Source organism: Amycolatopsis sp. NPDC004169, from assembly GCF_040610315.1.
Lineage (GTDB): Bacteria > Actinomycetota > Actinomycetes > Mycobacteriales > Pseudonocardiaceae > Amycolatopsis.
On record NZ_JBEXMD010000022.1, the window covers coordinates 1 to 25,349 of the forward strand.

General features: G+C 71.0%; 24 protein-coding genes. 13 read left to right on the forward strand and 11 right to left on the reverse strand.

The window, feature by feature from the left end:
- Positions 1-58: 58 nt before the first annotated feature.
- Genes ABZX11_RS27010 through ABZX11_RS27020 form a run of 3 tightly spaced genes read right to left on the reverse strand, consistent with a single transcriptional unit; the run spans position 59 to position 2,192 of the window.
- Complete coding sequence (locus ABZX11_RS27010; protein ID WP_354917861.1) at positions 59-838, reverse strand: purine-nucleoside phosphorylase; 780 nt, start codon at positions 836-838, stop codon at positions 59-61.
- Positions 835-1,254: an ABA4-like family protein gene (locus tag ABZX11_RS27015; RefSeq protein WP_354917864.1), complete on the reverse strand. Its 420-nt coding sequence runs from the start codon at positions 1,252-1,254 to the stop codon at positions 835-837. The genes ABZX11_RS27010 and ABZX11_RS27015 overlap by 4 nt, the downstream gene beginning before the upstream one ends.
- Positions 1,251-2,192, reverse strand: a complete 942-nt coding sequence (locus tag ABZX11_RS27020; protein ID WP_354917867.1) for a hypothetical protein — start codon at positions 2,190-2,192, stop codon at positions 1,251-1,253. The genes ABZX11_RS27015 and ABZX11_RS27020 overlap by 4 nt, the downstream gene beginning before the upstream one ends.
- A gap of 119 nt (positions 2,193-2,311) precedes the next feature.
- Here ABZX11_RS27020 and ABZX11_RS27025 point away from each other — a divergent pair, with 119 nt between their 5' ends.
- Positions 2,312-2,944, forward strand: coding sequence for a MerR family transcriptional regulator (locus tag ABZX11_RS27025; protein WP_254896985.1), 633 nt, complete (start codon positions 2,312-2,314; stop codon positions 2,942-2,944).
- Here the strand turns inward: ABZX11_RS27025 and ABZX11_RS27030 are convergent.
- Positions 2,941-4,674, reverse strand: a complete 1,734-nt coding sequence (locus ABZX11_RS27030) for a serine/threonine-protein kinase (RefSeq protein ID WP_354918170.1) — start codon at positions 4,672-4,674, stop codon at positions 2,941-2,943. The two genes, ABZX11_RS27025 and ABZX11_RS27030, sit on opposite strands and share 4 nt — an antisense overlap.
- A gap of 152 nt (positions 4,675-4,826) precedes the next feature.
- On the opposite strand from ABZX11_RS27030, the gene ABZX11_RS27035 reads away from it, so the two are divergent.
- From ABZX11_RS27035 to ABZX11_RS27060, 6 genes are all read left to right on the forward strand, one after another.
- On the forward strand, positions 4,827-6,662 hold the full coding sequence (locus ABZX11_RS27035) for a methylmalonyl-CoA mutase family protein (protein ID WP_354917870.1): 1,836 nt from the start codon (positions 4,827-4,829) through the stop codon (positions 6,660-6,662).
- Entirely contained in the window at positions 6,659-8,827 is a 2,169-nt protein-coding gene (gene scpA, locus ABZX11_RS27040; protein WP_354917873.1) for a methylmalonyl-CoA mutase, read from the forward strand. The genes ABZX11_RS27035 and scpA overlap by 4 nt, the downstream gene beginning before the upstream one ends.
- A 3-nt stretch (positions 8,828-8,830) precedes the next feature.
- Positions 8,831-9,814, forward strand: a complete 984-nt coding sequence (gene meaB, locus ABZX11_RS27045; protein WP_354917876.1) for a methylmalonyl Co-A mutase-associated GTPase MeaB — start codon at positions 8,831-8,833, stop codon at positions 9,812-9,814.
- 49 nt (positions 9,815-9,863) lie between these two features.
- Positions 9,864-10,169, forward strand: a complete 306-nt coding sequence (locus tag ABZX11_RS27050; RefSeq protein WP_176173098.1) for a hypothetical protein — start codon at positions 9,864-9,866, stop codon at positions 10,167-10,169.
- A gap of 194 nt (positions 10,170-10,363) precedes the next feature.
- Positions 10,364-11,665 (forward strand): amidohydrolase, encoded by a 1,302-nt coding sequence (locus tag ABZX11_RS27055; protein WP_354917879.1) that lies wholly within the window; start codon positions 10,364-10,366, stop codon positions 11,663-11,665.
- A 201-nt stretch (positions 11,666-11,866) separates the two neighbouring features.
- Positions 11,867-12,700 (forward strand): DUF559 domain-containing protein, encoded by an 834-nt coding sequence (locus ABZX11_RS27060; RefSeq protein WP_354918173.1) that lies wholly within the window; start codon positions 11,867-11,869, stop codon positions 12,698-12,700.
- 105 nt (positions 12,701-12,805) lie between these two features.
- Here ABZX11_RS27060 and ABZX11_RS27065 read toward each other — a convergent pair whose 3' ends face one another.
- Complete coding sequence (locus ABZX11_RS27065; RefSeq protein WP_217709632.1) at positions 12,806-13,258, reverse strand: gamma-glutamylcyclotransferase; 453 nt, start codon at positions 13,256-13,258, stop codon at positions 12,806-12,808.
- Positions 13,259-13,385: 127 nt separating this feature from the next.
- Here ABZX11_RS27065 and ABZX11_RS27070 point away from each other — a divergent pair, with 127 nt between their 5' ends.
- The 5 genes from ABZX11_RS27070 (at position 13,386) to ABZX11_RS27090 (ending at position 17,604) form a co-directional block, all read left to right on the forward strand.
- A complete protein-coding gene (locus ABZX11_RS27070) occupies positions 13,386-14,786 on the forward strand; it encodes an NAD(P)H-quinone dehydrogenase (RefSeq protein WP_176173096.1) in 1,401 nt (466 codons plus the stop codon).
- A 72-nt stretch (positions 14,787-14,858) separates the two neighbouring features.
- Complete coding sequence (locus tag ABZX11_RS27075) at positions 14,859-15,317, forward strand: hypothetical protein (RefSeq protein WP_176173095.1); 459 nt, start codon at positions 14,859-14,861, stop codon at positions 15,315-15,317.
- Between the two features lie 131 nt (positions 15,318-15,448).
- A complete protein-coding gene (locus tag ABZX11_RS27080; RefSeq protein WP_176173094.1) occupies positions 15,449-15,967 on the forward strand; it encodes a hypothetical protein in 519 nt (172 codons plus the stop codon).
- A gap of 98 nt (positions 15,968-16,065) precedes the next feature.
- Entirely contained in the window at positions 16,066-16,719 is a 654-nt protein-coding gene (locus ABZX11_RS27085; protein WP_176173093.1) for a class F sortase, read from the forward strand.
- Between the two features lie 81 nt (positions 16,720-16,800).
- The gene (locus ABZX11_RS27090; protein WP_354917884.1) at positions 16,801-17,604 is read left to right on the forward strand and encodes a VOC family protein; all 804 of its coding nucleotides are present in this window, start codon (positions 16,801-16,803) and stop codon (positions 17,602-17,604) included.
- 48 nt (positions 17,605-17,652) lie between these two features.
- Here the strand turns inward: ABZX11_RS27090 and glpK are convergent, their stop codons facing one another.
- Complete coding sequence (gene glpK, locus ABZX11_RS27095) at positions 17,653-19,167, reverse strand: glycerol kinase GlpK (RefSeq protein ID WP_176173091.1); 1,515 nt, start codon at positions 19,165-19,167, stop codon at positions 17,653-17,655.
- Positions 19,168-19,198: 31 nt separating this feature from the next.
- Entirely contained in the window at positions 19,199-19,948 is a 750-nt protein-coding gene (locus ABZX11_RS27100; RefSeq protein WP_354917887.1) for an MIP/aquaporin family protein, read from the reverse strand.
- Between the two features lie 270 nt (positions 19,949-20,218).
- On the opposite strand from ABZX11_RS27100, the gene ABZX11_RS27105 reads away from it, so the two are divergent.
- Positions 20,219-21,952, forward strand: coding sequence for a glycerol-3-phosphate dehydrogenase/oxidase (locus ABZX11_RS27105; RefSeq protein WP_354917890.1), 1,734 nt, complete (start codon positions 20,219-20,221; stop codon positions 21,950-21,952).
- A gap of 7 nt (positions 21,953-21,959) precedes the next feature.
- On the opposite strand, the gene ABZX11_RS27110 is transcribed toward ABZX11_RS27105, so the two are convergent.
- The 4 genes from ABZX11_RS27110 to ABZX11_RS27125 are packed head-to-tail and all read right to left on the reverse strand — an operon-like array spanning position 21,960 to position 25,314.
- On the reverse strand, positions 21,960-22,490 hold the full coding sequence (locus ABZX11_RS27110; RefSeq protein WP_176173088.1) for a GNAT family N-acetyltransferase: 531 nt from the start codon (positions 22,488-22,490) through the stop codon (positions 21,960-21,962).
- A 32-nt stretch (positions 22,491-22,522) separates the two neighbouring features.
- The gene (locus ABZX11_RS27115) at positions 22,523-22,915 is read right to left on the reverse strand and encodes a DUF1707 domain-containing protein (RefSeq protein ID WP_354917894.1); all 393 of its coding nucleotides are present in this window, start codon (positions 22,913-22,915) and stop codon (positions 22,523-22,525) included.
- A gap of 7 nt (positions 22,916-22,922) precedes the next feature.
- Positions 22,923-23,462: a DUF1707 domain-containing protein gene (locus ABZX11_RS27120; protein WP_176173086.1), complete on the reverse strand. Its 540-nt coding sequence runs from the start codon at positions 23,460-23,462 to the stop codon at positions 22,923-22,925.
- 58 nt (positions 23,463-23,520) lie between these two features.
- Complete coding sequence (locus ABZX11_RS27125) at positions 23,521-25,314, reverse strand: acetyl/propionyl/methylcrotonyl-CoA carboxylase subunit alpha (protein WP_354917898.1); 1,794 nt, start codon at positions 25,312-25,314, stop codon at positions 23,521-23,523.
- Positions 25,315-25,349 lie beyond the last annotated feature (35 nt).

The following is a 25,349-nucleotide window of genomic DNA, read 5'->3' on the forward strand; positions in this document are numbered from 1 at the left end:
CCCGAACCGGGGTGTTCGGGTTTGTAACCCGAACGTACGTGATCCAAGCCGGAACTCGTCAGGCGCGGGTGACCAGCTCGCGGAGCAGGGAGCCCATCTTGGTGGCCGCGGCCTGGCCGGCTTCCAGGACTTCCTGGTGGTTCAGCGGCTCGCCGGTCATGCCCGCGGCCAGGTTCGTCACCAGCGACAGGCCGAAGACCTCGACGCCGGCCGCGCGGGCGGCGATCGCCTCCAGCACCGTCGACATGCCGACCAGGTCCGCGCCCAGTGTGCGCAGCATCCGGATCTCCGCCGGCGTCTCGAAGTGCGGCCCGGTCAGGCCCGCGTAGACGCCTTCTTCCAGCGACGGGTCGATCTCGCGGGCGATGTCCCGCAGCCGCTTCGAGTACAGGTCGGTCAGGTCGACGAAGTTCGCGCCGACGATCGGCGAGCGCGCGGTCAGGTTCAGGTGGTCGGCGATCAGCACCGGCTGGCCGACCTGGAAGCCCTCGCGCAGGCCGCCGGCCGCGTTCGTCAGCAGCACCGTCCGGACGCCGGCCGCCGCCGCGGTGCGCACGTTGTGCACCACCGGGTCGATGCCCTTGCCCTCGTAGAAGTGCGTCCGCCCGAGCATGACCAGGACGTTCTTGTCGCCGATCGTCAGCGAGCGGATGGTGCCGCCGTGCCCCACCGCGCCGGGCGTGGTGAAACCGGGCAGTTCGGCGAACGGGATCTCCGTCTCGCACTCCCCGATGACGTCCGCCGCCGGGCGCCAGCCCGACCCCAGGACCACCGCGATGTCGTGCGCGTCAACGCCGGTGCGCTTGGCGATGGCGCTCGCGGCTTCTTGTTCAGTCATGCGAGGGAGCGTAACCGGGCCGCGCGCACCAGGAGGAACACCACCAGCCCGAACGGCGAGAGGAAGATCGTCAGCAGCAGGATCGGGCTGACCACCCACGGCGAGAGCCCGGCCGAGCGCCCCTCGAAGTGCATCCACCGTGCGATGAACAGGTCGAACGCGATGAGGTGCGCCCAGACGAGCCCGGCGCCCCACGGCGTGGCCAGCAGCGTCTGCAGCACGCCGAGGTCGGGCCGGAGCATCGCCCGGCCCCACTCGCCGAAGTGCGGCAGGACCAGCCCGAAGTAGCAGACCAGGGGCAGCAGCGGGACCCACGGCGAGCGCATGATCCGTTCCGTCCAGCGCCACTTCGGGGCCAGGATCAGCAACGCCCAGAACGGCGCCGCCAGCGGGAAGGCCAGGTCGAAGAGGGTCATCGGACACGCACCGCGGCCCACGAGCCCAGGCCCACCGCCGCGACCAGGAGCGCGAACGCCCCGAGCGTCGTCGCGTCCGGGTGCACGATCGACTGCGCCCGCAGCGCCTGCCAGGTGACCAGCGCGATCAGGCCCGCGTACCCGGCCGCGCCGATCAGGACGAGCCGGGCGCGGACGACGTCGTCACGCAGCCGCGTGAACCGCGGGGCGAGCGCGGCCAGCGCGATGGCGAGCAGCGGCAGGGCCTGCAGCGCGTGCATCCCGACGAAGTGCGGGATCCGCAGGTCGCCGCCCACCGTGCTCCAGCCGAGGATCGGCAGGCCGGGGCCGCCGTCTTCGAGACCGACCGTGTGGCCGCCGACCATGTCCCGCGGCCCGCCGGCCTTCCACTGCGCGAGCTGCCGCGCGGTCGGTGACGTCATCAGCTGCCCGAGCGTGATCCCCACCAGTGACAGGACGGCCCCGGTGCGCACCGCCCAGTACGACGCCCGGTCGGGCAGCTTCGTGAACAGCATCAGCACCGTGAGCGCCAGCGTCGTGACCCACAGCACGGCGATCATCACGGCCATGCTGCCGAAGACGGCGGCGTCCAGCGGGGTCGCGAAGTTGAAGTGGCTCGCGCGGCCGCGCGCGGCCTGGAACACCAGCAGGACGTACTCGGCGGCGAAGATGGCGACCAGCAGGTTGGTGAGCAGGCCCGCGGTACGTCGGAACTTCGGCAGCAGCGAGACGAGCCAGCTCCAGGTGGCGAAGTACAGCGCCCCGGACACCGCGAACTTGAACGGCTTCGCCCAGATCGGCGCCCCGGCCAGGGTCCGCTGGTCGAGAACCATGGCGCCGACGCACAGCACGGCAACCGCCCCTAGTGCGACAGCCGCGAGCGCGGACGGCCGGTGCCATGTGTTCGTTCTGCTCCGGAGATCGGCAAGGATGGTCATGGTTCCTCCCAGAACGGATAGTCATGCTCTCCGTTTTGGAAAGCTAAACTATCCATGCTGAGAAGTCTTCAGGGTTGTCCCCGAGATGGGCCCCGGGATCGGAGCGGAAACGCATGCGGATGGCCGAGCTGAGCGCCGAGTCCGGGGTGCCGGTCGCGACCGTCAAGTTCTACCTGCGCGAGGGCCTGCTCCCGCCCGGCGAGCGAACCAGCCCGAACCAGGCGCGCTACTCGGCGGCGCACGTCCAGCGGCTGCGGCTGATCAAGGCCCTCACCGAGGTCGGCGGGCTGCCGCTGGCCTCGGTCGGCGTCGTGCTCACTGCGATCGACGGCGCCGAAACCCCGCACCGGACGATGGGCGTGGTCCAGCAGGAGCTGGCCGGGCCCCCGCCGAAGGTGTCCGACGAGGCCGCCGAGTGGGCGTCCGGGCTGCTGGCGGACCTGCTGGCCCGCCAGGGCTGGAAGGCGCACCCGCCGGAGCACCGCGCGATGGCCAACCTGATCGCGGCACTGGCGACGGCCAAGGAGCTGGGCCAGGAGAAGCTGGCCGGCCACCTCGAGGAGTACGCGGAACTGGCCATGCGCGTCGCGGAACTGGACATCGACACGGTCCGCGGCCTGACGTCGTTCGACAAGATCATCGAGACCGGCCTGGTGGCGACCGTGCTGGGCGACCGCATCTTCGCCGGCCTGCGCCACCTCGCCCAGGAGCAGGTCTCCCGCGAGCTCCTCGGCCGGCCGCCGGAGGGCTAGTCCGAGACGCTCAGCGTCGGGGCGACCCGGTCGAAGACGTCACGGCGGCCCGAGTCCTCCTGCTCGGCCGGCACGGTCACCGACAGCAGCCACAGGCTGGTACCCGCCTGGATCAGGTTCATGAACGTCACCCGGGTGCCGCCGCCGTCGCCGTCCGGGAGGGTGCCGCCCTCGGCCAGGCGGTAGGTCAGCGTCGAGCCCTTGCCGCCCGGCAGCGGTGTCGGGTCGTAGACCTGGAACGCGTTGCCCGGGTAGGACCCCTTCAGCCAGTTGATGTACTCGTTGTCGTCGGGGTACTGGGCGAAGTACTTCACCAGCCGTTCCACCCGCAGCGACCGGCGGCCGTCGGGGGAGACGTACTGGACCGCCGTGCTCGCCCCGAACTTCGTCGTCGTGTGCGGGGCGACGAACTTCTGCCAGCCGTCCGGCACCTGGAGGCCGAACTGGCCGCCGTTGCCGGTCACGTAGCTGGCGTCGCCGGACTGCTGCACCAGCGACGGCGGCGGCACGTCGGTCACCCCGTTCGACGTGCTCCGCGGGGCGGCCGCCGGCGGCAGCAGCGACTGGCCGCCGACCGCCCTGGCCAGGGCGAACCCGCCGCCCGCGGCGAGCAGGAAGAGCAGGATCGCGAGCGCGACGAGCACTGCGGTGGCCGTGGAACTGCGCCGCGCCGGCCGCGGCGGCGGCGGGACGAACACCGTCGGCGCCGCCGCGGTGGGAGCCGATGGCGCCGGCGGGCGCAGGAACGGCAGCGGGCCCGGGTCGGCGGCGAGCTCGCTGCTCGACGCTTCGGCCTTCTTCTCCGCCTTGGCCGTCTCCTTCTCGGGCAGGACGGTCTTGATGATCTGGGTGTCGGTCGCGTCCGGCTGCGCGGACGTCTTCTTGCCGTCCGGGGTGCGGAACAGCTCGGGCCCGAACAGGTCGAGCGGCGTCTTCGTCTGCAGCGGGTAGAGCCGGTGCCGGACCTCTCGCAGCGTGATCCGCTGCCCGGGCTCCTTCTTCATCAACGCGCTGATCACGTCGGCGAGCGGGCCGGCCTTCGGCTTCGGGACCTTCCCGTTGACGACCTTGCCGACCGTCTCCAGCGGGTCGCCGTCGGCGTCGTACGGCGGCGCGCCCTCGACCGCGGCGAACAGCGTGGCGCCGAGGCCCCACAGGTCCGCGGCCGGCGTGACGGCACCGCCGGAGGCCACCTCGGGGGCGATGTAGGCGGGCGAGCCGAGCATGATCCCGGTGCGGGTCATGGTCGCCTCGGAGACGTTCCGGGCGATGCCGAAGTCGGTCAGCTTGATCCGGCCGTCGCTGGCCACCAGGACGTTGCCCGGCTTGACGTCGCGGTGGGTGATCCCGGCGGCGTGCGCGGCCTCCAGGGCCGAGGCCACGGCGATGCCGACCGCGGCCGCCTGCCCGACGGTCAGCGGCCCGTGGTCGCGCAGGATGTGCGCCAGGCTGCGCGAGGGCAGCAGCTCCATCACCACGAACGGCTGGTCGTCCTCGCGGGCGACGTCGTGCAGGATGATCACGTTCGGGTGGGAGAGCACGGCGATCGCACGGGCTTCGCGCAGCGTGCGCTCCCGCAGCTCGTCGGCCTGCGACGCCGGGATGCCCGGCGGCACCTTCATCTCCTTGACGGCGACCTGCCGGTGCAGGAACTCGTCGTAGGCGGACCAGACGGTGCCCATCGACCCGGAGCCGAGCACCGAACGCAGCCGGTAGCGACCGGCGACCACTCGTGTCTCTTCGCTGGAGGGGGGCACGCGCCAATTGTGGCGTACGCGACCGGCCGTCTCGACGCAGCGTGCGCGTTCCGGCCCCTAACCCTGCCCCTAGCGCGACCAGACTCACAGGTCGAGCGCGGCGAGTGCCTCTACCATCACAGGTTATGACTGATGTGGCCGGTCCGGAGTCAGTGCCGATCTCCGAGCTCGACCTCGCGGCCGAGTTCCCCCAGGCGACGCGTGAGCAGTGGCAGGAGCTGGTCGCGGGCGTGCTGCGCAAGAGCGGGAAGCTGCCGGAGGACTTCGCGGGCGCCCCGGAGAGCAAGCTCGTCACGCGGACCTACGACGGGATCGAGATCCAGCCGCTGTACACGGCCGAGGACGTCCCCGGCGACATCGGCTTCCCCGGCCTGCCGCCGTACGTGCGCGGGTCCCGGCCGGAAGGGCAGGTCAGCACCGGCTGGGACGTCCGCGCCCGGTTCACCGGCGACGACGGCCGCGCGGTCAACAAGGCGATCCTCGCCGACCTCGAAGGCGGCGTGACGTCGATCTGGCTCTCCGTGCCGCCCGCGGCGCTGGCCGACGCGCTGAACGAGGTCTACCTCGACCTGGCACCGGTCGTGCTGGATGCGGGTGCTCAGTACGAAGCCGCCTCCGAAGCGCTGTTCGAACTGTTCGACGAGCGCGAGATCCCGGCGAGCGAAGCCACCGCCGTGCTGGGTGCCGACCCGATCGGGCGGGCCGCCCGGTCCGGCGCCGACGTGGCACTGGAACCGGCGGCCGCGCTCGCGGCGCGTGTCGCCGGGAAGTACCCGAACGTGCGGACGATCGTCGCCGACGGCCTCCCGTTCCACGAGGCGGGCGGCTCGGACGCGCAGGAGCTGGGCGCGCTGGTCGCGGCCGGGGTCACGTACCTGCGGTCGCTGACGGACGCCGGGCTCGACGTCGAGGCCGCGGCCGGGCAGCTGGAGTTCCGGCTCGCCGCGACCGCCGACCAGTTCTCCACCATCGCGAAGCTGCGGGCGGCGCGCCGCCTGTGGGCCCGGGTCGCCGAGGTCTGCGGCTTCACCTCGCCGATGCGCCAGCACGCCGTGACGTCGCCGGCCATGCTGACCCAGCGCGACCCCTGGGTGAACATGCTGCGCACGACCGTGGCCTGCTTCGGCGCGGGTGTCGGCGGCGCGGACGCGGTCACCGTGCTGCCGTTCGACGCGGCGATCGGCCGGCCCGACGCCTTCTCCGCGCGGATCGCCCGCAACACCCACGCCGTGCTGCTGGAGGAGTCCAAGCTGGCCGGCGTGGCCGACCCGGCGGGCGGCTCCTGGTACGTCGAGAAGCTCACCGACGACCTCGCGCACGCGGCCTGGGCCGAGTTCACCGCCATCGAGGGCGAGGGTGGCCTGGTGGCCTCGCTGGCCTCCGGTGCGCTGGCCGGGCGGCTGGCGGCGACGTGGGAGAAGCGGTCCCAGCGGATCGCCACCCGGCGCGACCCGCTCACCGGCGTCAGCGAGTTCCCGAACCTGGCCGAGAAGCCGGTGGTGCGGGAGCCGGCCGGGTCCACTGTGGAAGGTGGGCTGCCGCGGCACCGGTACGCCGAAGGCTTCGAAGCCCTGCGGGACGCTTCGGACGCGTACCTCGCTTCGCACGGCTCTCGGCCGAAGATCTTCCTCGCGACCCTCGGCCCGGTCGCCGCGCACACCACGCGCGCCGGGTTCGCCGCCAACCTTTTCCAGGCGGGCGGGATCGAAGCCGTCAACCCGGGCGCGACCGACGACCTGCCGGGCGCGTTCCGTGAATCCGGGGCCCGGATCGCCTGCCTCTGCGGCACCGACGACGCCTACGCCGCCCAGGCGGCCGACGTCGCCGCGTCGCTGGGCGCCGAGTACGTCCTGCTCGCGGGCAAGGGCAGCTACGACGGCGTCGACGCGAACGTCTTCGCCGGTTGCGACGCTCTGGAAGTCCTCAACGGCCTGCACGCCAAGCTGGGAGTCACGCGATGAGCATCCCGAACTTCGCCGGTCTCGACCTCGGCACGCCGTCGCCGGGCGACCGCGACGCGTGGGCGCGCGCGGTGGAGGACGCCACCGGCAAGGGCCCGGACGCCCTGGCCTGGGAGACGCCGGAGGGCATCGGCGTCAAGCCGGTCTACACCGCCGCCGACCTGTCCGATGTGGACTTCCTGGGCACCTACCCCGGCATCGCGCCCTTCCTGCGCGGGCCGTACCCGACGATGTACGTCAACCAGCCGTGGACCATCCGCCAGTACGCCGGGTTCTCCACCGCCGAGGAGTCCAACGCCTTCTACCGGCGCAACCTCGCGGCCGGGCAGAAGGGCCTTTCGGTCGCCTTCGACCTGGCCACCCACCGCGGCTACGACTCCGACCACCCGCGCGTCTCGGGTGACGTCGGCATGGCGGGCGTGGCCATCGACTCCATCTACGACATGCGCCAGCTCTTCGACGGCATCCCGCTCGACAAGATGTCGGTGTCGATGACGATGAACGGCGCGGTGCTGCCGGTGCTCGCGCTGTACGTCGTCGCGGCGGAGGAGCAGGGGGTGAAGCCGGAGCAGCTCGCGGGGACCATCCAGAACGACATCCTCAAGGAGTTCATGGTCCGCAACACCTACATCTACCCGCCGCAGCCGTCGATGCGGATCATCTCCGACATCTTCTCCTTCACTTCGCAGCACATGCCGAAGTACAACTCGATCTCCATCTCCGGCTACCACATGCAGGAAGCCGGCGCGACGGCCGACCTGGAGCTCGCCTACACCCTGGCCGACGGCGTCGAGTACATCCGGTCGGGGGTCGACGCGGGGCTGAGCGTCGACAAGTTCGCGCCGCGGCTGTCGTTCTTCTGGGCGATCGGCATGAACTTCTTCATGGAGGTCGCGAAGCTGCGCGCGGCCCGGCTGCTGTGGGCGAAGCTGGTGAAGGGCTTCAACCCTTCGTCGTCGAAGTCTCTTTCGCTGCGTACGCACTCCCAGACGTCCGGCTGGTCGCTGACCGCGCAGGACGTCTACAACAACGTCGTGCGGACCTGCGTCGAGGCGATGGCCGCGACCCAGGGGCACACGCAGTCGCTGCACACGAACGCCCTCGACGAGGCCCTCGCGCTGCCGACGGACTTCTCCGCGCGGATCGCCCGCAACACCCAGCTGCTGCTGCAGCAGGAGTCCGGCACCACGCGCGTGATCGACCCGTGGGGTGGGTCTGCGTTCGTCGAGAAGCTGACCTACGACCTCGCGCGCAAGGCCTGGGGCCACATCACCGAGGTCGAGCAGGCCGGCGGCATGGCTCGCGCGATCGACGCCGGTATCCCCAAGCTGCGCATCGAGGAGGCCGCCGCGCGCACCCAGGCGCGCATCGACTCCGGGCGGCAGCCGGTGATCGGCGTCAACAAGTACCAGGTCACCGACGACGAAGAGATCGACGTCCTCAAGGTCGACAACGCCGGCGTCCGCGCCCAGCAGCTGGAGAAGCTGCGCCGGCTGCGGTCCGAACGCGACTCCGCGGCGACGGAAGACGCGCTGCGGCGGCTCACCGAGGGCGCCGGCAATGGCGGCAACCTCCTGGAACTGGCCATCGACGCGGCCCGCGCGAAGGCCACGGTCGGCGAGATCTCCGACGCGCTCGAGAAGATCTGGGGACGGCACTCCGGGCAGATCCGGACGATCTCGGGTGTCTACCGCGAGGAGGTGGGGAAGACGCAGAACGTCGAGAAGGCCCGTCAGCTGGTCGACGAGTTCGCCGCGGAGGAGGGCCGCCGCCCCCGGATCCTCGTCGCGAAGATGGGCCAGGACGGCCACGACCGCGGCCAGAAGGTGATCGCCACCGGGTTCGCCGACCTCGGCTTCGACGTCGACGTCGGCCCGCTGTTCTCCACCCCGGCCGAGGTGGCGCGGCAGGCGATCGAAGCGGACGTGCACGTCGTCGGCGTCTCGTCACTGGCCGCCGGGCACCTGTCGCTGGTGCCCGCGCTGCGGCACGAGCTGGCCGAGCTGGGCCGCGAGGACATCATGGTGGTCGTCGGCGGCGTCATACCGCCGCAGGACTACCCGGCGCTGCGCGAGGCCGGGGCGGCGGCGATCTTCGGCCCCGGCACGGTGCTCGCGGACGCGGCCATCGACCTGCTCGGCCAGCTGTCGGCGCAGGAGTCCTGACCCTTGCCGCGCAGGATCGACGTCACCGCCTACGCCAAGGGGGTGCTCGCGGGGGACCGCGGGATGCTGTCGAAGGCGATCACGCTGGTCGAGTCGCAGCGTGACGACCACCGGGCGCTGGCGCAGGAGCTGCTCGTCGAGCTGCTGCCCGCGTCGGGCGGCGCGCGGCGCGTCGGCATCACCGGCGTCCCCGGTGTCGGTAAGTCGACATTCATCGACCAGCTGGGCACCGACCTGACCGCGGCCGGCCACCGGGTAGCCGTGCTGGCCGTCGACCCGTCGTCCACCCGGACCGGCGGGTCGATCCTCGGCGACAAGACCCGGATGGCGCGGCTGGCGGTCGACGAACGGGCGTTCATCCGCCCGTCGCCGACGTCCGGGACGCTTGGCGGCGTCGCGCGGGCGACCCGCGAGACGATCGTGCTGATGGAGGCGGCGGGCTACGACGTCGTGCTGGTCGAGACCGTCGGGGTGGGACAGTCCGAAGTGACCGTCGCGAACATGGTCGACTGCTTCCTGTTCCTGACCCTGGCGCGCACCGGCGACCAGCTGCAGGGCATCAAGAAGGGCGTGCTGGAGCTCGCCGACGTCATCGCGGTCAACAAGGCCGACGGCGACCACGAGCGGGACGCCCGGCGGGCGGCGCGGGAGCTGGCGGGCGCGCTGCGGATGATCTACGGGCCCGAGGCGTCGTGGACACCGCCGGTGCTGACCTGCAGCGGCCTGCACAACCTGCGGCTCGACGAGGTCTGGGGCGCGATCGAGCAGCACCGCGACACGCTGACCGCGTCCGGCGAGCTGGCCGCCCGGCGGCGGCAGCAGCAGGTCGACTGGACGTGGGCGATGGTCCGCGAGCAGCTGCTGGGTCGGCTGGCGGCGCATCCGGACGTGCGAACGGTCGTTCCGGACGTCGAACGGGCGGTGCGCGACGGTGAACTGACGGCTACCCTCGGTGCACAGCGGATCCTCGACGCGTTCAGTGGCTGACGCGCGGGCGGTCCGCGGGCAGAATGCCTGGTGGCGGCGAAGGGATGACATGGCGAAACTGCGGGGTCTGGTCCTGGTCGGGCTGCTCGGGGCGGTGCTGTTCACCGCGTCGCCCGCGTATGCCGCTCCGGTGCGCCCGGTGGCCGTGACGATGTCGGCGGCGCACGCTTCTCCGGTGCTGGTCCCGGCGCAGACCACGGTCAACCCGGGCCCGGTGCTCGACCCGGCGCAGACGGACAAGGCGAACAGCGAAAAGACCAGGAACAAGCTGATCGCGGGCCTGCTCGCGGTCGTCCTGCTCGGCATCGTGATCTGGGGCCGCAAGATCCGTTCGAAGCGGGCCAAGGGGTCCTGAGGTTTTCGGCTTTGCCGAAGTGGTGCACGCCGTTCAACGCAGATCCGGTACCGGCCGTCTAGGACGGCGCTTTTCGAGGCGCGGCTTGCCGCCTGCATGGTGCACGATCGTCTGCAAATGCGTACAGATCGATCGGCACGACGCGTGACCCCAGCCGCTGCGCGGGTTACCCGTGTTGCGGGAGGAGGTGCGGCGTGACGGTGTTGGACTCACGGCCGGACGTTCCAGGCGACCCCCATGGGCGCATCATCAACCCCATGGAGGGGTCCGAGGCGCTCATTTCCGAAGCCGGCGTAAGCATGGCTCCCGTGGAGGACCTTGGTGCGGGCCGCGGCCCGTTCTGGCTGGACGACTGGCTGCGCGCCAACGCGACCGACGTGCTGGCCTGGCGAAGGCACATCCACGCGCACCCGGAGCTGTCGCGGCACGAGTTCGCGACCACGGAACTGGTCGTCACGCTGCTGCGTTCGGTCGGGCTCAAGCCGTGGGTGCTGCCGGGCGGTACGGGTGTCGTCTGCGACATCGGCAGTGGTGAGCGGTGCGTGGCGCTGCGCGCGGACATGGACGCGCTGCCGCTGACGGAGGCGACCGGCCTGCCGTACGCGTCGACGACCGAGGGCGCGGCCCACATGTGCGGCCACGACGCCCACACGGCGATCCTGCTGGGCGCGGCCCGCGCCCTGGCCGGCGCGCCGGAGCTGCCGGGCCGCGTCCGGCTGATCTTCCAGCCCGCCGAGGAGGTCATGCCGGGGGGAGCGCTGGACATGATCGCGGCGGGCGCGCTGGAGGGCGTCGAGCGGATCTACGGCCTGCACGTCGACCCGCGCCTCGAGGTGGGGTCGGTCGGGATGCGCGTCGGCGCGCTGACCTCGGCGGCGGACCTGATCGAGCTGCGCCTGACGTCCCCGGGCGGCCACACGTCCCGCCCGCACCTGACGGCGGACCTGGTGCACGCGCTGGGCACGGTGATCACGTCCCTGCCCGCGGTGCTCTCCCGCCGCGTCGACCCGCGGTCCGGGACGATCCTGGTGTGGGGAGCGGTCCACGCGGGCCAGGCGGCCAACGCGGTCCCCCAGGACGGCGTCCTGCGCGGCACCCTGCGCACGGCGGACCACGAGGTCTGGACGGCCTTGGAGCCGCTGGTGGCCGCTTCGGTGGAGTCCCTCCTGGCCCCCACCGGCGTCGGCTTCCAACTGGACTACCGCCGGGGCGTTCCGCCGGTGGTCTCGGACCCGGAGTCGACGGCCCTGATGCGCGCCGGCGTCGAGGCCGCCCTCGGCGAGGGCGCGGTGGCCCAGACGGAGCAGTCCTCCGGAGGCGAGGACTTCGGCTGGTACCTGGAGCACGTCCAGGGAGCCTTCGCCCGCCTAGGCGTCTGGCCCGGCCCCCCGGCCCCCCAGTCGGACATCCACCGCCCCACGTTCGTCCTCGACGAGCGAGCCCTCCTCTGCGGAGTCCGAACCCTGGTCCACACAGCCCTAACCACCCTCGCCTAACCGACCCTCCAGGTACGCAAGCCGACCTTCCAGGTACGCGAACCGACCCTCTGGGTACTGAGTTGTCCACAGGTTGGCCGAGTTGTCCACAGGCTGAGCATGAGGGTCTTCCGTCGACCGCGGAAGGCCCTCATGCTCGATTCTGTGATCAATTGGGGAGGACGACACGGGGCGGCTCTGCGTAGCGAAGCCGTCGAGGTGCTGGGCCAACGGGCGGTCCGTCAGGCGCTCGCCGGAGGGCTGCTCGCGCAGCCTTGGCGAGGCGTAGTGGTGCCGGCTTCGGACTCGCTGAAGACGGCGACCCGGGCGGAGGCGGCGCTGCTCCTGGCCGGTCCGCCAGCAGTTCTCTCGGGGGCGACTTCTCTTGCGCTGCATGGGATTTCGGTGGTCGATGGTGCGGATATCCATCTCACCGTTCCCTACTCACGACGGGTTAGATCCAAGCCCGGGCTGGTCGTGCACCAGAGCGATTACGAGCCGCACGACGTGATCGAAATCGACGGTTTGCCAGCCTTCAGCCTGGACCTCGCGCTGGCCGATTTCCTCTGCCGCGGTGACAAGCCGACCGCGTTCGCGGCGGTCGAAGAGGCCATGCGCGGGCTGCCGCCGGACCACCTCGAGAAGCTCCGCGACAACGTTCGCGACCGCCTTGTCGACCGTGTGAGCCGCCAAGGTATCCACAGGGCGCTGTCGATGCTCGCCCTCGCCGACGGCAAGGCCGAATCGCCGCCCGAGAGCATGCTGAGACTGATCGTGGTCGAGGCCGGATTGCCGGCTCCGGAGGTGCAGTACCCGATCAACGACATTGAGGGCAAGCTGCTGTACGTGCTCGACATGGCTTGGCCCGAGCGGCGCGTCGCACTCGAGTACGACGGGTTCGCGGCGCACGAGAGCCGACAGGACGCCGACGCCGAGCGGGACCGGCGGATGGCGGGCCGTGGGTGGATCACCATTCGCGCCGCCGCCGCTGACCTCCGTGATCCGGCTCGGGTCCTTCGCGAGTTGCGTGAGGTCCTTCGAGTCCGGGCTGCGTAGTCGGCGTACCTGGAGGGTCGGTTCGCGTACCTGGAACGTCGGCTTGCGTACCTGGAGGGTCGGTTCGCGTACCTGGAACGTCGGCTTGCGTACCTGGAGGGTCGGTTAGCCGGTTATGCCGGAGCAGGGGCGGGTTCGGAGGTCGTCGACGTAGTCGGCGGGGGCGCCGGCCGCCTCGGCGGCGTCGGCCAGGACGCCCAGGTAGCGGGCTGACGGGAGGCCGCCTTCGTAGGCGTCCAGGACGTACAGCCAGGCCAGGACCGAGCCGTCCATCGTCTGGACTCTGAGGCGGATCTTCGAGTGGATGCCCAGCTCGCCGCCTTCCCAGCGGTCCAGCCCGTCCTCGTCCAGCGGGGTCACGTCGTACAACACGACGAACACCCGTGATCCGGGGTCCTCGACGATCGTGGCCAGGGCACCTTCCCACCCCAGGTCCTCGCCGCCGAAGGTCAGGCGCCAGCCCTCCAGCCAGCCGGTGCCGGCCATCGGAGAGTGCGGCGCGCGCTCCAGCATCTGGGCGGGCTCCATGTTCGATCCGTACGCGGCATACAACGGCACGCCGACAGCGTAGCGACACCTCCCTCACCCGAGTGGACGCACTCGCCGTGTTCGCCCACTTCGGTGTCCGGTCACCTTCGCCGCGTACGGTGAGAGCACCGCACGAACAGCCCAGAGGAGGACCCAGGTGACCAGGATCGTGATCATGGGCGGGGGCCCCGCCGGCTACGAAGCCGCGCTGGTCGCGGCCCAGCACGGAGCCGACGTCACGATCGTCGAGCGGGACGGCCTGGGTGGCGCCTGCGTCCTCTACGACTGCGTCCCCTCGAAGACGTTCATCGCCAGCTCCGGCGCGCTGGCCAAGATGCACGACCTCGGTGAGCTCGGCATCAACACCGACCTGGCCGACACCAGCATCGACCTCCCGACCGTCCACGGCCGGGTGAAGGGCCTCGCGCTCGCCCAGTCCGCCGACATCCGCGCCCGCGTCCAGCGCGAAGGCGTCCGCGTCATCGCCGGCGAAGCGCGCTTCTGCGACGAAGAGCCCGGCCTGGCGACGCACAAGGTCGCCGTCACGACCAAGGACGGCACCGAGAAGCTGCCCGCTGACGTCGTCCTCATCGCCACCGGCGCCACCCCGCGCGTGCTGCCCGGCGCGGTCCCCGACGGCGAGCGCATCCTCGACTGGCGTCAGCTCTACGAGCTCCAGGAGCTGCCCGAGCACCTCGCCGTGATCGGCTCGGGCGTCACCGGCGCCGAGTTCGCCTCCGCCTACACCGAGATGGGCGTCAAGGTCACCGTCGTCTCCAGCCGTGACCGCGTCCTCCCGCACGAGGACGCCGACGCCGCCGCGGTGCTCGAAGAGGTCTTCTCCCAGCGCGGCACGACCGTCGCGAAGCAGGCGCGCGCCGACCGCGTCGAGCGCACCGAAAAGGGCGTCGAGATCTTCCTCGCCGACGGCCGCGTGATCGAAGCCAGCCACGCGCTGATGACCGTCGGCTCGGTGCCCAACACCCGGGACATCGGCCTGGACAAGGTCGGCATCGAGCCCGGCCCCGGCGGGTTCATCACCGTCGACCGCGTTTCGCGCACCTCCGTTCCCGGGATCTACGCCGCCGGCGACTGCACCGGCGTGCTCATGCTGGCCTCGGTGGCGAGCATGCAGGGCCGCATCGCGATGTGGCACGCGCTGGGCGAAGGCGTTGCGCCGATCAAGCTCAAGACCGTCGCCGCCAACGTGTTCACCCACCCGGAGATCGCCACCGTCGGCATCAGCCAGCAGGCGATCGACTCCGGCGAGGTGCCCGCGCGCACCATCATGCTGCCCCTGGCCACCAACGCGCGCGCGAAGATGGAGGGCCTCCGCCGAGGCTTCGTGAAGCTGTTCTGCCGCCCCGCCACCGGCGTGGTCGTCGGTGGAGTCGTCGTGGCGCCGCAGGCGAGCGAGCTCATCCTTCCCATCGCGCTCGCCGTCCAGAACCAGCTCACAGTGGACCACCTGGCACTGACATTTTCGGTGTACCCGTCGCTGTCGGGCTCGATCACCGAGGCCGGCCGCCAGCTCATGCGCCACGACGATCTCGACTGATCCGGTAGGCAACCCGTCGCGCCCCGTCGCGTCTTGTCGGTTGTAAGGCTGAAGGACGCGAAGGGTGTGAAGGTGCGCAAGACGGTGTTTTTGGTTGCGGCAGCGGTGTTCGGGGCGACGGCGCTGACGGGACCGGCGATGGCGCAGCAGAGCACGGTCCCGGCGCCGAGCGGCGCGCCGGCCAAGGGCAGCGTCCAGCTCAACGTCAACACCGCGATCAACCAGACGCTCGTGGACAAGTACGTCCGCGACGCGCCGAACGTGGCTCTGGCGAAGTGCGACGGCCCTTCACCGGCGTTCTCCTCGCCGGTGCTGACCTTCGCCAACTACACGCCCGGCCCGTTCATGGGCGCCGACGCGAACATCAGCGCCGACGTCGAGCTGAAGCCGGGCACCGCGGCGGGGACGTACCCGCTGAGCGTGACCTGTGGCAGCCAGACATACACCACGCAGTTCACCGTGCCCGCCGCCCAGGTCGCGAGGGTGCCTTCGGGCGCCGCGAAGGCCGGCGACGGCAGCATGGCGGGCTGATTTCCCGGAAACGCCCACGAACCACCCCGGAGCCCGTCCGGGGTGGTTTTTTCTTGCCCTGGAATCAACCCCGCCGCAGGTAGGGACGTCTTCGGAAGCAGAAGTCCCGGGGGAGGGAAAAAGGAATGGCAATGAAAAAGATCCTGGCCGTAGCCGCCGTTTCGAGCGGATTGCTGCTCTCGGCTCCGGCGGCTTTCGCCGCGACGCCGGCCGGGCACGCGGGGAACCCGAAGGCGTACCTCCGCGTCATGCCGACCGCGGCCCGTCCGGGCGCGAAGGTGCAGATCCGGCTCGGCTGCGAAGCCGCGAGCACGCGCACCCCGACGTCCCCGGTGCTCACCGTCGGTGCCCTGCGGCGCGTCGGCCCGCAGAACGACCCGGCCAAGGCACCCGCCGCCGCCGCGGCGGCGGTCGTGCAGCCCGCGAAGCCGGGCGTCTACCAGGTGTCGTTCTCCTGCGGCGGCGCGGAACTGACCGCGAAGTTCACCGTTCTGGGTGAACATCGCCAGGTGACGAAGGTGCCGTCGGGAGCACCGCAGACCGGTGGCGGTTCCGAAGACCACGGGCCCTTCGCCGCCGCGGCCGCCATGGGCGTGCTGGCCGTCGGCGGCGGCGGTCTCGTGCTGGCCCGCCGTTCCTGGCGGCGCTGACCGCACCGAAGGCCGCGGGAGGGGCGGGGTACCGTCGGGAGCCAACCGAAAGGGCCACCTGAACGTGTGAACATGCAGGTGCTACCCAGGGGGACGGCATGACCACGAGGATCACGAGCAGGCGAGGCGTCCTGATCGCCGTCGTCGCCGCGTTGCCGGCCACCCTGGCCGTGCTCGCGCTGACGCTCGGCGGCGGTGGCGATGACCCCGGCCAGGGCGCCGCCCAGCCGGTCACGCAACCGGTCAGCCTCGCTCCGACGCCCCAGGCGGCCGGTGAGGACGCCGTCGCGGCGTTGCCCAAGTCCGAGCCCGTTTCGATCGACATCCCGAAGATCGGCGCGCGTTCGACGCTGATCCCGCTCGGGCTCAACCCGGACAACACCGTCCAGGTGCCGCCGGTGACCACGCCGCTGCAGGCCGGCTGGTACACCTACGCGCCGACGCCGGGCGAGACCGGGCCTGCCGTCGTCCTCGGGCACGTCGACGGCAACCACCAGAAGGGCATCTTCTTCCGGCTCAAGGAGCTGGCTGCCGGCGACCGCGTCTCGATCGCCCGCAAGGACGGCACCACGGCGGTGTTCGAAGTGACGAAGGTGCACCAAGTGCCGAAGAAGGACTTCGAACGCGAAGGCGTCTACGACGACACCGCCGGTCCCGAACTGCGGCTGATCACCTGCGGCGGGGTCTTCGACCGGTCCGCGCACAACTACGTCGACAACATCGTCGTCTACGCCCGCCTGGTCCAGGCCTGATTTCCGGTTTTTGTCGGTGCCCGGTGCCACACTGTGCGGGCCGTCACCGAAGGCGGCGCGAACGAGGGGTTGGGAGTCGGCATGGTGTTCCGGGACGAAAGATGGCCCGACGGTACGCCCAGCTGGGTGGACCTGATGGTGCCCGATCAGGACAAGGCGATCGCCTTCTACGGCAGCCTGTTCGGCTGGGACGTGCAACGGGGCGGTGAGGAGACCGGCTTCTACGGCATGGCCGGGCTGCGGGGCCGTCCGGTCGCCGGCATCGGGCAGACCCCACCGGGCCAGGACATCCCCCCGGCCTGGACGACGTACCTCGCCGTGTCCGATGTGGACCACACGGTCGCCGCCGTCACCGAGGCGGGCGGGCAGCTCGTCATGCCGGTGATGGAGGTGCTGAAGGAGGGCCGGATGGCCATCGCGGCCGACCCGGCGGGCGCGGTCTTCGGCCTCTGGGAGGCCGGCAACCACATCGGCACGCAGGTCACGGCGGCCCCGGGCACCCTGGCCTGGAACGAGTGCCTGAGCCGCGGCTTCCCGGCGGCGAAGGCGTTCTACGAGGAGGTCTTCGGCTACGGCTTCCAGGACATCTCCGGCGGCAGCTTCACGTACACGGTGCTGCTGCTCGACGGGCGTCCGATCGGCGGCCTCGGCACCGTACCCGAGTCGGTGCCCGCGGAGGTGCCCTCGTACTGGTCGGCGTACTTCTGGGTGGCGGACGCCGATGCCGGCGCGGCCAAGGTGGCCGAATTGGGCGGCACGGTCGAGGGGCAGCCCTTCGACTCGCCGTACGGGCGGCAGGTGCGGGTCACCGACGACCAGGGCGTCCCGTTCATGATCATCGCCCCGAACGAGCAGTCGGGCGAGCCGGAGGGCTGGGCCGTGTGAGCGGGCGGGCCGGGAGCGCCACCAGGCGGCACCCCCGGCCACCGCCGGTCAGTCCTCGTCTTCGACCCAGTCGAAGGTCTTCGTGACGGCCTTCTTCCAGTTGCGGTACTCGCGCTCGCGGCGGGCGTCGTCCATGGCCGGCTCCCACTGCTTGTCCTGGGCCCAGTTGGTGCGGATGTCGTCCTCGGACTTCCAGAACCCTACGGCGAGGCCGGCGGCGTACGCGGCACCCAGCGCGGTGGTCTCGTTGACCACCGGGCGGATCACCGGCACGCCGAGGATGTCGGCCTGGAACTGCATGAGGAGCTCGTTGACGACCATGCCGCCGTCCACCTTGAGCGCCTTCAGCGGGACACCGGAGTCGGCGTTCATCGCGTCGAGCACCTCGCGGGTCTGGAAGGCGGTCGCCTCCAGCACCGCCCGGGCGAGGTGGCCCTTGTTGACGAACCGGGTGAGCCCGACGATCGCCCCGCGAGCGTCGGATCGCCAGTAAGGAGCGAACAGACCCGAGAACGCCGGGACGAAGTACGCGCCGCCGTTGTCCTCGACGGTGCTCGCGTGCTGCTCGATCTCGGCCGCGGTCGAGATCATGCCGAGGTTGTCGCGCAGCCACTGCACCAGCGAACCGGTGACGGCGATGGAGCCTTCCAGCGCGTACACCGTGTCGTTCGAGCCGATCTTGTAGCAGATCGTGGTGAGCAGCCCGTTCTGCGACATCACCTTCTCGGTACCGGTGTTGAGCAGCATGAAGTTGCCGGTGCCGTAGGTGTTCTTGGCCTCGCCGGGCGAGAGGCAGGCCTGGCCGAACGTCGCGGCCTGCTGGTCGCCCAGGATGCCCGCGATCGGGACGCCGGCCAGCGCGCCCTTCTCGCGGACCTTGCCGTACTCCTCGGACGAGGAGCGGATCTCCGGCAGCATCGAAAGGGGGATGCCCATCTCGCCGGCGATCTCGGCGTCCCACTGCAGGGTGTCGAGGTCCATCAGCATGGTGCGGGAGGCGTTGGTCGGGTCGGTGACGTGCACGCCGCCGTCGGCCCCGCCGGTCATGTTCCACAGCACCCAGGTGTCCATGTTGCCGAAGATCAGGTCACCGGCTTCGGCCTTCTCGCGAGCGCCTTCGACGTTGTCCAGGATCCACTTGATCTTGGGCCCGGAGAAGTAGGTCGCGAGCGGGAGGCCGACCTTGTCGCGGTAGCGCTCCTGGCCGCCGCCGAGGTTGCCGAGCTCGGTGACGATCCGGTCGGTGCGGGTGTCCTGCCAGACGATCGCGTTGTACACCGGCCGGCCGGTCGTCTTGTCCCAGACGAGCGCGGTCTCGCGCTGGTTGGTGATGCCGACCGCGGCGATGTCCTTGGCGGTCAGGTCGGCCTTGGCCAGCGCACCCGCGGCGACCCGGCGCGTGTTCTCCCAGATCTCTTCCGCGTTGTGCTCGACCCAGCCGGCGCGGGGGAAGATCTGCTCGTGCTCGCGCTGGTCGACCGAGACGACGCGGCCTTCGTGGTTGAAGATCATGCACCGGGTGGACGTGGTGCCCTGGTCGATCGCGGCTACGTACGAAGTCATTTGTGCTCCCGGAATTCCGTCGAACTTGCGATCAGGTCAGGTTGTGGACGGCGAGGTACAGCAGGGCGGCGAGGGCGCCACCGACGAGCGGGCCGACGACCGGGATCCACGAGTAGCCCCAGTTGGCGTTGGCCTTGTTCTTGATCGGCAGCAGGAACGCGTAGGCGATCCGGGGGCCGAGGTCGCGGGCCGGGTTGATGGCGTAGCCCGTCGGCCCGCCGAGGGAGGTACCGATCACGAGCACCACGAACGAGACGCCCGCGTAGCCCAGTGCGGAGTTGCCGAAGTTCGGCGTCCCGCCGTCGGCGGTCGCGTAGGTCGGGCTCAGCAGGATCCAGGCGACCAGCACGAACGTGCCGATGATCTCGGTGACGAGGTTCCAGGCGGTGTTGGGGATCTGGGGTGCGGTGGAGAAGATGCCGAGCGTGTTCTCGGGCTCGGGGTGGTCGTCGAACTGCAGCTTGTACGCCGCCCAGCAGAGGACGGCACCGAGGATGGCGCCGACCATCTGGCCGATGAAGTAGAACGGCACGTCGCCCCACGGCGTCTTGTCCGCGATCGCCAGGCCGAGGGTGACGGCCGGGTTGAGGTGGGCCCCGCTCGGGGCGGCGATGCTGGCGCCGGTGAAGACGGCGAACGCCCAGCCGAAGTTGATGAACAGGAAGCCTGCTTGATGACCGTTGTTCTTGCGGAGCACGTGGTTGGCGACCACACCGTTGCCGAGCAGGATCAGCGCGGCCGTTCCCAGTATTTCCCAGACGACTATCGCTCCAGCACTCACCGCTGCACCTCCACACTGGACACTCTGCGCAGGGTCGATCACGGCGTGCCACGGCCCCGTTGCCGACCCACGTCCGCGCGACGTTACCGGGGCGTAGAAGCTACTTCCAAGCACCGGGCAGCCGAATCTTTTCAAGATCGCCGTCAAGATCGCCGTCAAGATCGAGGTCGAGTCGCGGAGGGTTACGCCACAAGTGTCATCCGTGGACGGGCGGATGATCACCGGGTCGTGCGATGCTGGAAGCCTCGCCGGCACGAGGAGGAATGTCACGTGGCGCAGCACGCAGCGGAGACGAACCCGGCTCGACTGGGCCCGGTCAAGCGGGAAGAGACGTGGCAGCGGCTCGGCAACGAGACCTTCGACCTCGTCGTCATCGGCGGCGGTGTGGTCGGGGCGGGCACGGCGCTGGACGCCGCGACGCGCGGGCTGCGGGTCGCGCTCGTCGAGGCCCGTGACCTCGCGTCGGGGACGTCGAGCCGGTCGAGCAAGCTCTTCCACGGCGGCCTGCGGTACCTGGAGCAGCTCGAGTTCGGCCTGGTCCGCGAGGCGCTGCGCGAACGCGAGCTGATGCTGACGACGATCGCGCCCCACCTGGTCAAGCCGGTCAGCTTCCTCTACCCGCTGACGCACCGCGTGTGGGAGCGGCCGTACACCGCGGCGGGCCTGCTGATGTACGACACGATGGGCGGCGCCCGCAGCGTCCCGGGCCAGAAGCACCTCACCCGCGCCGGCGCGCTGCGGATGGTGCCGGCCCTCAAGCGCTCGGCGCTGATCGGCGGGATCCGCTACTACGACGCCCAGTCCGACGACGCCCGCCACACGATGACGGTGGCCAGGACGGCGGCGCACTACGGCGCGGTCGTGCGGACGTCGACCCAGGTCGTCGGGTTCCTCCGCGAAGCCGACCGGGTGTCCGGTGTGCGCGTGCGCGACGTCGAGGACGGCCGCGAGACGGAGATTTCGGCCGCCGCGGTGATCAACTGCACCGGCGTCTGGACCGACGAGCTGCAGCGCCTGTCCGGCGGCCGCGGGCGGTTCCGGGTGCGCGCGAGCAAGGGCGTGCACATCGTCGTCCCGCGCGACCGGATCGTCTCGGAGTCGGGGATGATCCTGCGCACCGAGAAGTCGGTGCTGTTCGTGATCCCGTGGCGCAACCACTGGATCGTCGGCACGACGGACACGGACTGGAACCTCGACCTCGCCCACCCGGCGGCGACGAAGCACGACATCGACTACCTGCTCGAGCACGTCAACACGGTCCTGGCGACCCCGCTGACCCACGACGACATCGAAGGCGTGTACGCGGGGCTTCGCCCGCTGCTGGCGGGGGAGAGCGAAGAGACGTCGAAGCTGTCCCGCGAGCACGCGGTGGCCCGCGTGGCCCCGGGGCTGGTCGCGATCGCGGGCGGCAAGTACACGACGTACCGCGTGATGGCGGCGGACGCGGTCGACGCGGCGGCGGTGGACCTGCCGGGCCGGTCGCAGCCGTCGATCACGGACAAGGTCCCCCTCCTGGGCGCGGACGGTTACCACGCGCTGGTCAACCAGGCCGACCACCTGGCCGCCGAGCACGGCCTGCACCCGTACCGGGTCCGGCACCTGCTGGATCGCTACGGCTCACTGGTCCACGAAGTCCTGGCCTCGGCGGAGGGCCGCCCGGAGCTGCTGAAGCCGATCGAGCACGCGCCGGACTACCTGGGCGTCGAAGTGGTGTACGCGGCTTCGCACGAAGGGGCCCTGCACCTGGAGGACGTCCTGGCCCGCCGCACGCGCATCTCGATCGAGTACGCGCACCGCGGCGTGGACTGCGCCGAGCAGGTGGCCACCCTGGTGGGTGAAGTGCTGGGCTGGTCGCCCGAAACGGTGAAGCACGAGATCGAGGTCTACCGGGCCCGGGTGGAGGCCGAGCGCGAGTCCCAGTCCCAGCCGAGCGACGAAGCGGCGGACGCCCTGCGGTCGGCGGCCCCGGAAGCCCGCGCGGGCATCGTGGAGCCGGTGAGCTGAGGGGCCGTCAGGACGTCCGGTGCCAGCGGATCAGCCTCTCCCCGGTCGGGGCGCGGTCCGCCTCCGGGCCGACGAGCGTGAACCCGCAGCGCTCGGCCACGATCGCCGACGCCGTGTTGCTCTCTTCGTACCGGTAGCTGACCTCGGTCAGCCCGAGCCCGCCGAAGCCGAACCGCAGGGCGGCGTTCAACGCGGTGGTCGCGATGCCCTTGCCGCGCTCGGCCGGGTGGACCCAGATCGTCGCCTCCGCGTACGCGGCGTCGAGGTTCAGCTCGCGCAGCCCCACCTCGCCCAGGAGCCGTCCCGACGTCGGTTCCGCGATCGCCCACGAACAGCGCTCGTCGCCCGCCCACTGGGCCGCCCGCAAGGCCACGTACTCGGTGGCCTCGTCGAGCGTGCGCAGGCGGTAGTTCAGGACGTACTTGCGGTGCGTCGGATCGGCGAACGCCTCCATCAACAACGGCCGGTCGTCGATGTGGCGGTCGGCGCGCAGCTGGCGCAGGTAGTAGGTGCCCGCGTTGATCTCCACCGGTTCCACTCCACCCAGCCTAGCCAGGCCGGGCGCGACGATCACGACCGGCGGCGGCGCATACCCGCGATCGCCGCGACCACCAGCGGCAGCGCGACCGAAATGATCAGCAACCGACCGCGGGACAGGATCAGCACCGCGATCGCCAGCACGATCGCGATCGGCACCGCGCTCCGGTTCAGGAACGTCGACAGCGCGCTCTCCCCGGCCATCACCGGCACCCCGGGCGCGGCCGCGCCGTTCAGCAGCGCGCTCGGGCGTGGTGACGGCAGGTCGTCGAACAGCGGGATCAGTTCGCTCACCCGCTTCGCCGCCGTCACCTTCGCCGACCGGGTTCCGTACTCGTCGATGTCGAGGCGGCCGGTGCGGACGTGTTCCTCCAGGACGTCGAGGGCGTCCTGGCGTTCCGCGTCGCTCAAGCGCATGTCACCCACGGTGGGATCAGCGGCCCAGTTCGCGGCGGTAGGAGTCACGCAGTTCGCGGCGGCGCTCGCGGTCGCGCAGGTGCCGGTCGCGGCGGTCGTGGTGGCGCTGGTCGTGGTTCCAGTCGTGGCCCCACATCGACTTGCCGAACACCGTCAGCCCGATCGGGACGAAGATGATCGGCCAGGCCAGCGTGCCCGTGGCGATCAGGGCGATCGCGGCGATGAAGGCCAGCGGCACGATCGCGGCCAGGAACCGCTGCGGCGGCGACCAGTTGTCCGGCGGCCCGGACCGCCGCGGCGCCGGTGCGGCCGCCGGCTCCGGTGCCGGGGCGACCGCGGCCTGCGGCACGTCCTCGTAGCGCGGGTGCGGTTCCGGCAGGTCGGCGAAGATTTCGCTCAGCTCGCCGCGGGTCTTGGCCGCGGTGATCCGGGCCGAGCGCTCGCCGTACTCGTCGATGTCGAGCCGTCCCGCCGTCATGTGCTCGCCGATGGCGGACAGCGCGGACTCACGGTTCTGGTCGCTGATCCGCAGCTGCGGAGACGGGACTTCGGTCACGTAGTCGATGGTAGGCCGCCCCGGGGGCGGCCCACCACGACATCTGTAACGAACTGTCCTACTTGAGCTCGAGAAGCTGCGTGCCCTGCGTCACGGCGGCGCCGACCTCGACCGAAAGCCCGGTCACCGTGCCCGCTTTGTGGGCGGTGACCGGATTTTCCATCTTCATCGCCTCGAGGACGACGATCAGCTCACCGGCTTCGACCGTCTGGCCCTCTTCGACGGCCACCTTCACGATCGTGCCCTGCATCGGCGCCGTGACGGCGTCGCCGCTCACCGCGGCCTTCGTGCCGCCGGCGCGCTTGCGCGGCTTCGCCTTGACCGCGGTGCCGCCCCCGCCGCCGCCTTCGAACGCGAACCCACCCGGCAGCGACACTTCCAGGCGCCGCCCGCCGACCTCGACCACGACGTTCTGCCGCGGCTCTTCCTCGGCGGCCTCGACCTCGGGCGCCACGAACGGCTCGATCTTGTTGTCGAACTCCGTCTCGATCCAGCGGGTGTGCACGCTGAAGCCGGTGTCGTCGCCGATGAACGCCGGGTCGTTGACGATCACGCGGTCGAACGGCAGCACCGTCGCCATGCCCTCGACGACCATCTCGTCGAGCGCGCGGCGGCTGCGCTCCAGGGCGTTGTTGCGGTCCGAGCCGGTGACGATCAGCTTGGCCAGCATCGAGTCGAACTGCCCGCCGATGACGCTGCCGGACTCGACGCCCGAGTCGACGCGCACACCCGGGCCGCTCGGCGCGACGAACTTCGTCACCGTGCCCGGCGCGGGCAGGAAGCCGCGGCCGGCGTCCTCGCCGTTGATCCGGAACTCGATCGAGTGCCCGCGGGGTTCCGGGTCGGAGGTGATCCGCAGCTTCTCGCCGCGCGCGATGCGGAACATCTCGCGGACCAGGTCGAGCCCGGTGGTTTCCTCCGACACCGGGTGCTCGACCTGCAGCCGGGTGTTGACCTCGAGGAAGGAGATCGTGCCGTCGGTCGCGACGAGGTACTCGACCGTGCCGGCGCCGTAGTAGCCGGCTTCCTTGCAGATCGCCTTCGCCGAGGAGTGGATGCGCTCGCGCTGCTCGTCGCTCAGGAACGGCGCGGGCGCCTCCTCGACCAGCTTCTGGTGGCGGCGCTGCAGCGAGCAGTCGCGGGTGCCGACGACGATCGCGTTGCCGTGCATGTCGGCCAGCACCTGCGCCTCGACGTGCCGCGGCTTGTCCAGGTACCGCTCGACGAAGCACTCGCCGCGGCCGAACGCCGCGACCGCCTCGCGCGTGGCCGACTCGAACAGCTCGGGGATCTCTTCGCGGGTGCGCGCGACCTTCAGGCCGCGGCCGCCACCGCCGAAGGCGGCCTTGATGGCCACCGGCAGGCCGTGCTCGTCGGCGAACGCGACGATCTCGGAGGCGTCCTTGACCGGCTCCTTGGTGCCCGGCACCAGCGGCGCGCCCGCGCGCATCGCGATGTGGCGGGCGGTGACCTTGTCACCGAGGTCGCGGATCGCCTGCGGGCTCGGCCCGATCCAGGTCAGCCCGGCGTCGAGGACGGCCTGGGCGAAGTCCGCGTTTTCGGAGAGGAAGCCGTAGCCGGGGTGCACCGAGTCGGCGCCCGACCGCTTGGCCGCGTCCAGGAGCTTGTCGAAGTTCAGGTAGCTCTCGGCGGCGGTGGTGCCGCCCAGCGCGAAGGCTTCGTCGGCCAGGCGGACGTGCGGTGCGTCGCGATCCGGGTCCGCGTACACCGCGACGCTGGCCAAACCGGCGTCCTTGGCGGCTCTGATGACGCGTACCGCGATTTCCCCACGGTTGGCGACCAGGATCTTGGTCACCGGACCACCCGTGGTTTCGCCGACCTGCTCGGCCACCCCGCACCTCCTGCGTCCGACAGCTGCATTGCTGA

What these genes read in the sequence shown, in the direction of transcription:
- ABZX11_RS27015 (WP_354917864.1), bottom strand. Translation starts at nt 1,254, where the DNA reads ATGACCCTCTTCGACCTGGCCTTCCCGCTGGCGGCGCCGTTCTGGGCG.
- ABZX11_RS27080 (WP_176173094.1), top strand. Translation starts at nt 15,449, where the DNA reads ATGAAAAAGATCCTGGCCGTAGCCGCCGTTTCGAGCGGATTGCTGCTC.
- scpA (WP_354917873.1), top strand. Translation starts at nt 6,659, where the DNA reads ATGAGCATCCCGAACTTCGCCGGTCTCGACCTCGGCACGCCGTCGCCG.
- ABZX11_RS27010 (WP_354917861.1), bottom strand. Translation starts at nt 838, where the DNA reads ATGACTGAACAAGAAGCCGCGAGCGCCATCGCCAAGCGCACCGGCGTT.
- ABZX11_RS27090 (WP_354917884.1), top strand. Translation starts at nt 16,801, where the DNA reads ATGGTGTTCCGGGACGAAAGATGGCCCGACGGTACGCCCAGCTGGGTG.
- ABZX11_RS27085 (WP_176173093.1), top strand. Translation starts at nt 16,066, where the DNA reads ATGACCACGAGGATCACGAGCAGGCGAGGCGTCCTGATCGCCGTCGTC.
- ABZX11_RS27035 (WP_354917870.1), top strand. Translation starts at nt 4,827, where the DNA reads ATGACTGATGTGGCCGGTCCGGAGTCAGTGCCGATCTCCGAGCTCGAC.
- ABZX11_RS27020 (WP_354917867.1), bottom strand. Translation starts at nt 2,192, where the DNA reads ATGACCATCCTTGCCGATCTCCGGAGCAGAACGAACACATGGCACCGG.
- ABZX11_RS27025 (WP_254896985.1), top strand. Translation starts at nt 2,312, where the DNA reads ATGGCCGAGCTGAGCGCCGAGTCCGGGGTGCCGGTCGCGACCGTCAAG.
- glpK (WP_176173091.1), bottom strand. Translation starts at nt 19,167, where the DNA reads ATGACTTCGTACGTAGCCGCGATCGACCAGGGCACCACGTCCACCCGG.
- ABZX11_RS27050 (WP_176173098.1), top strand. Translation starts at nt 9,864, where the DNA reads ATGGCGAAACTGCGGGGTCTGGTCCTGGTCGGGCTGCTCGGGGCGGTG.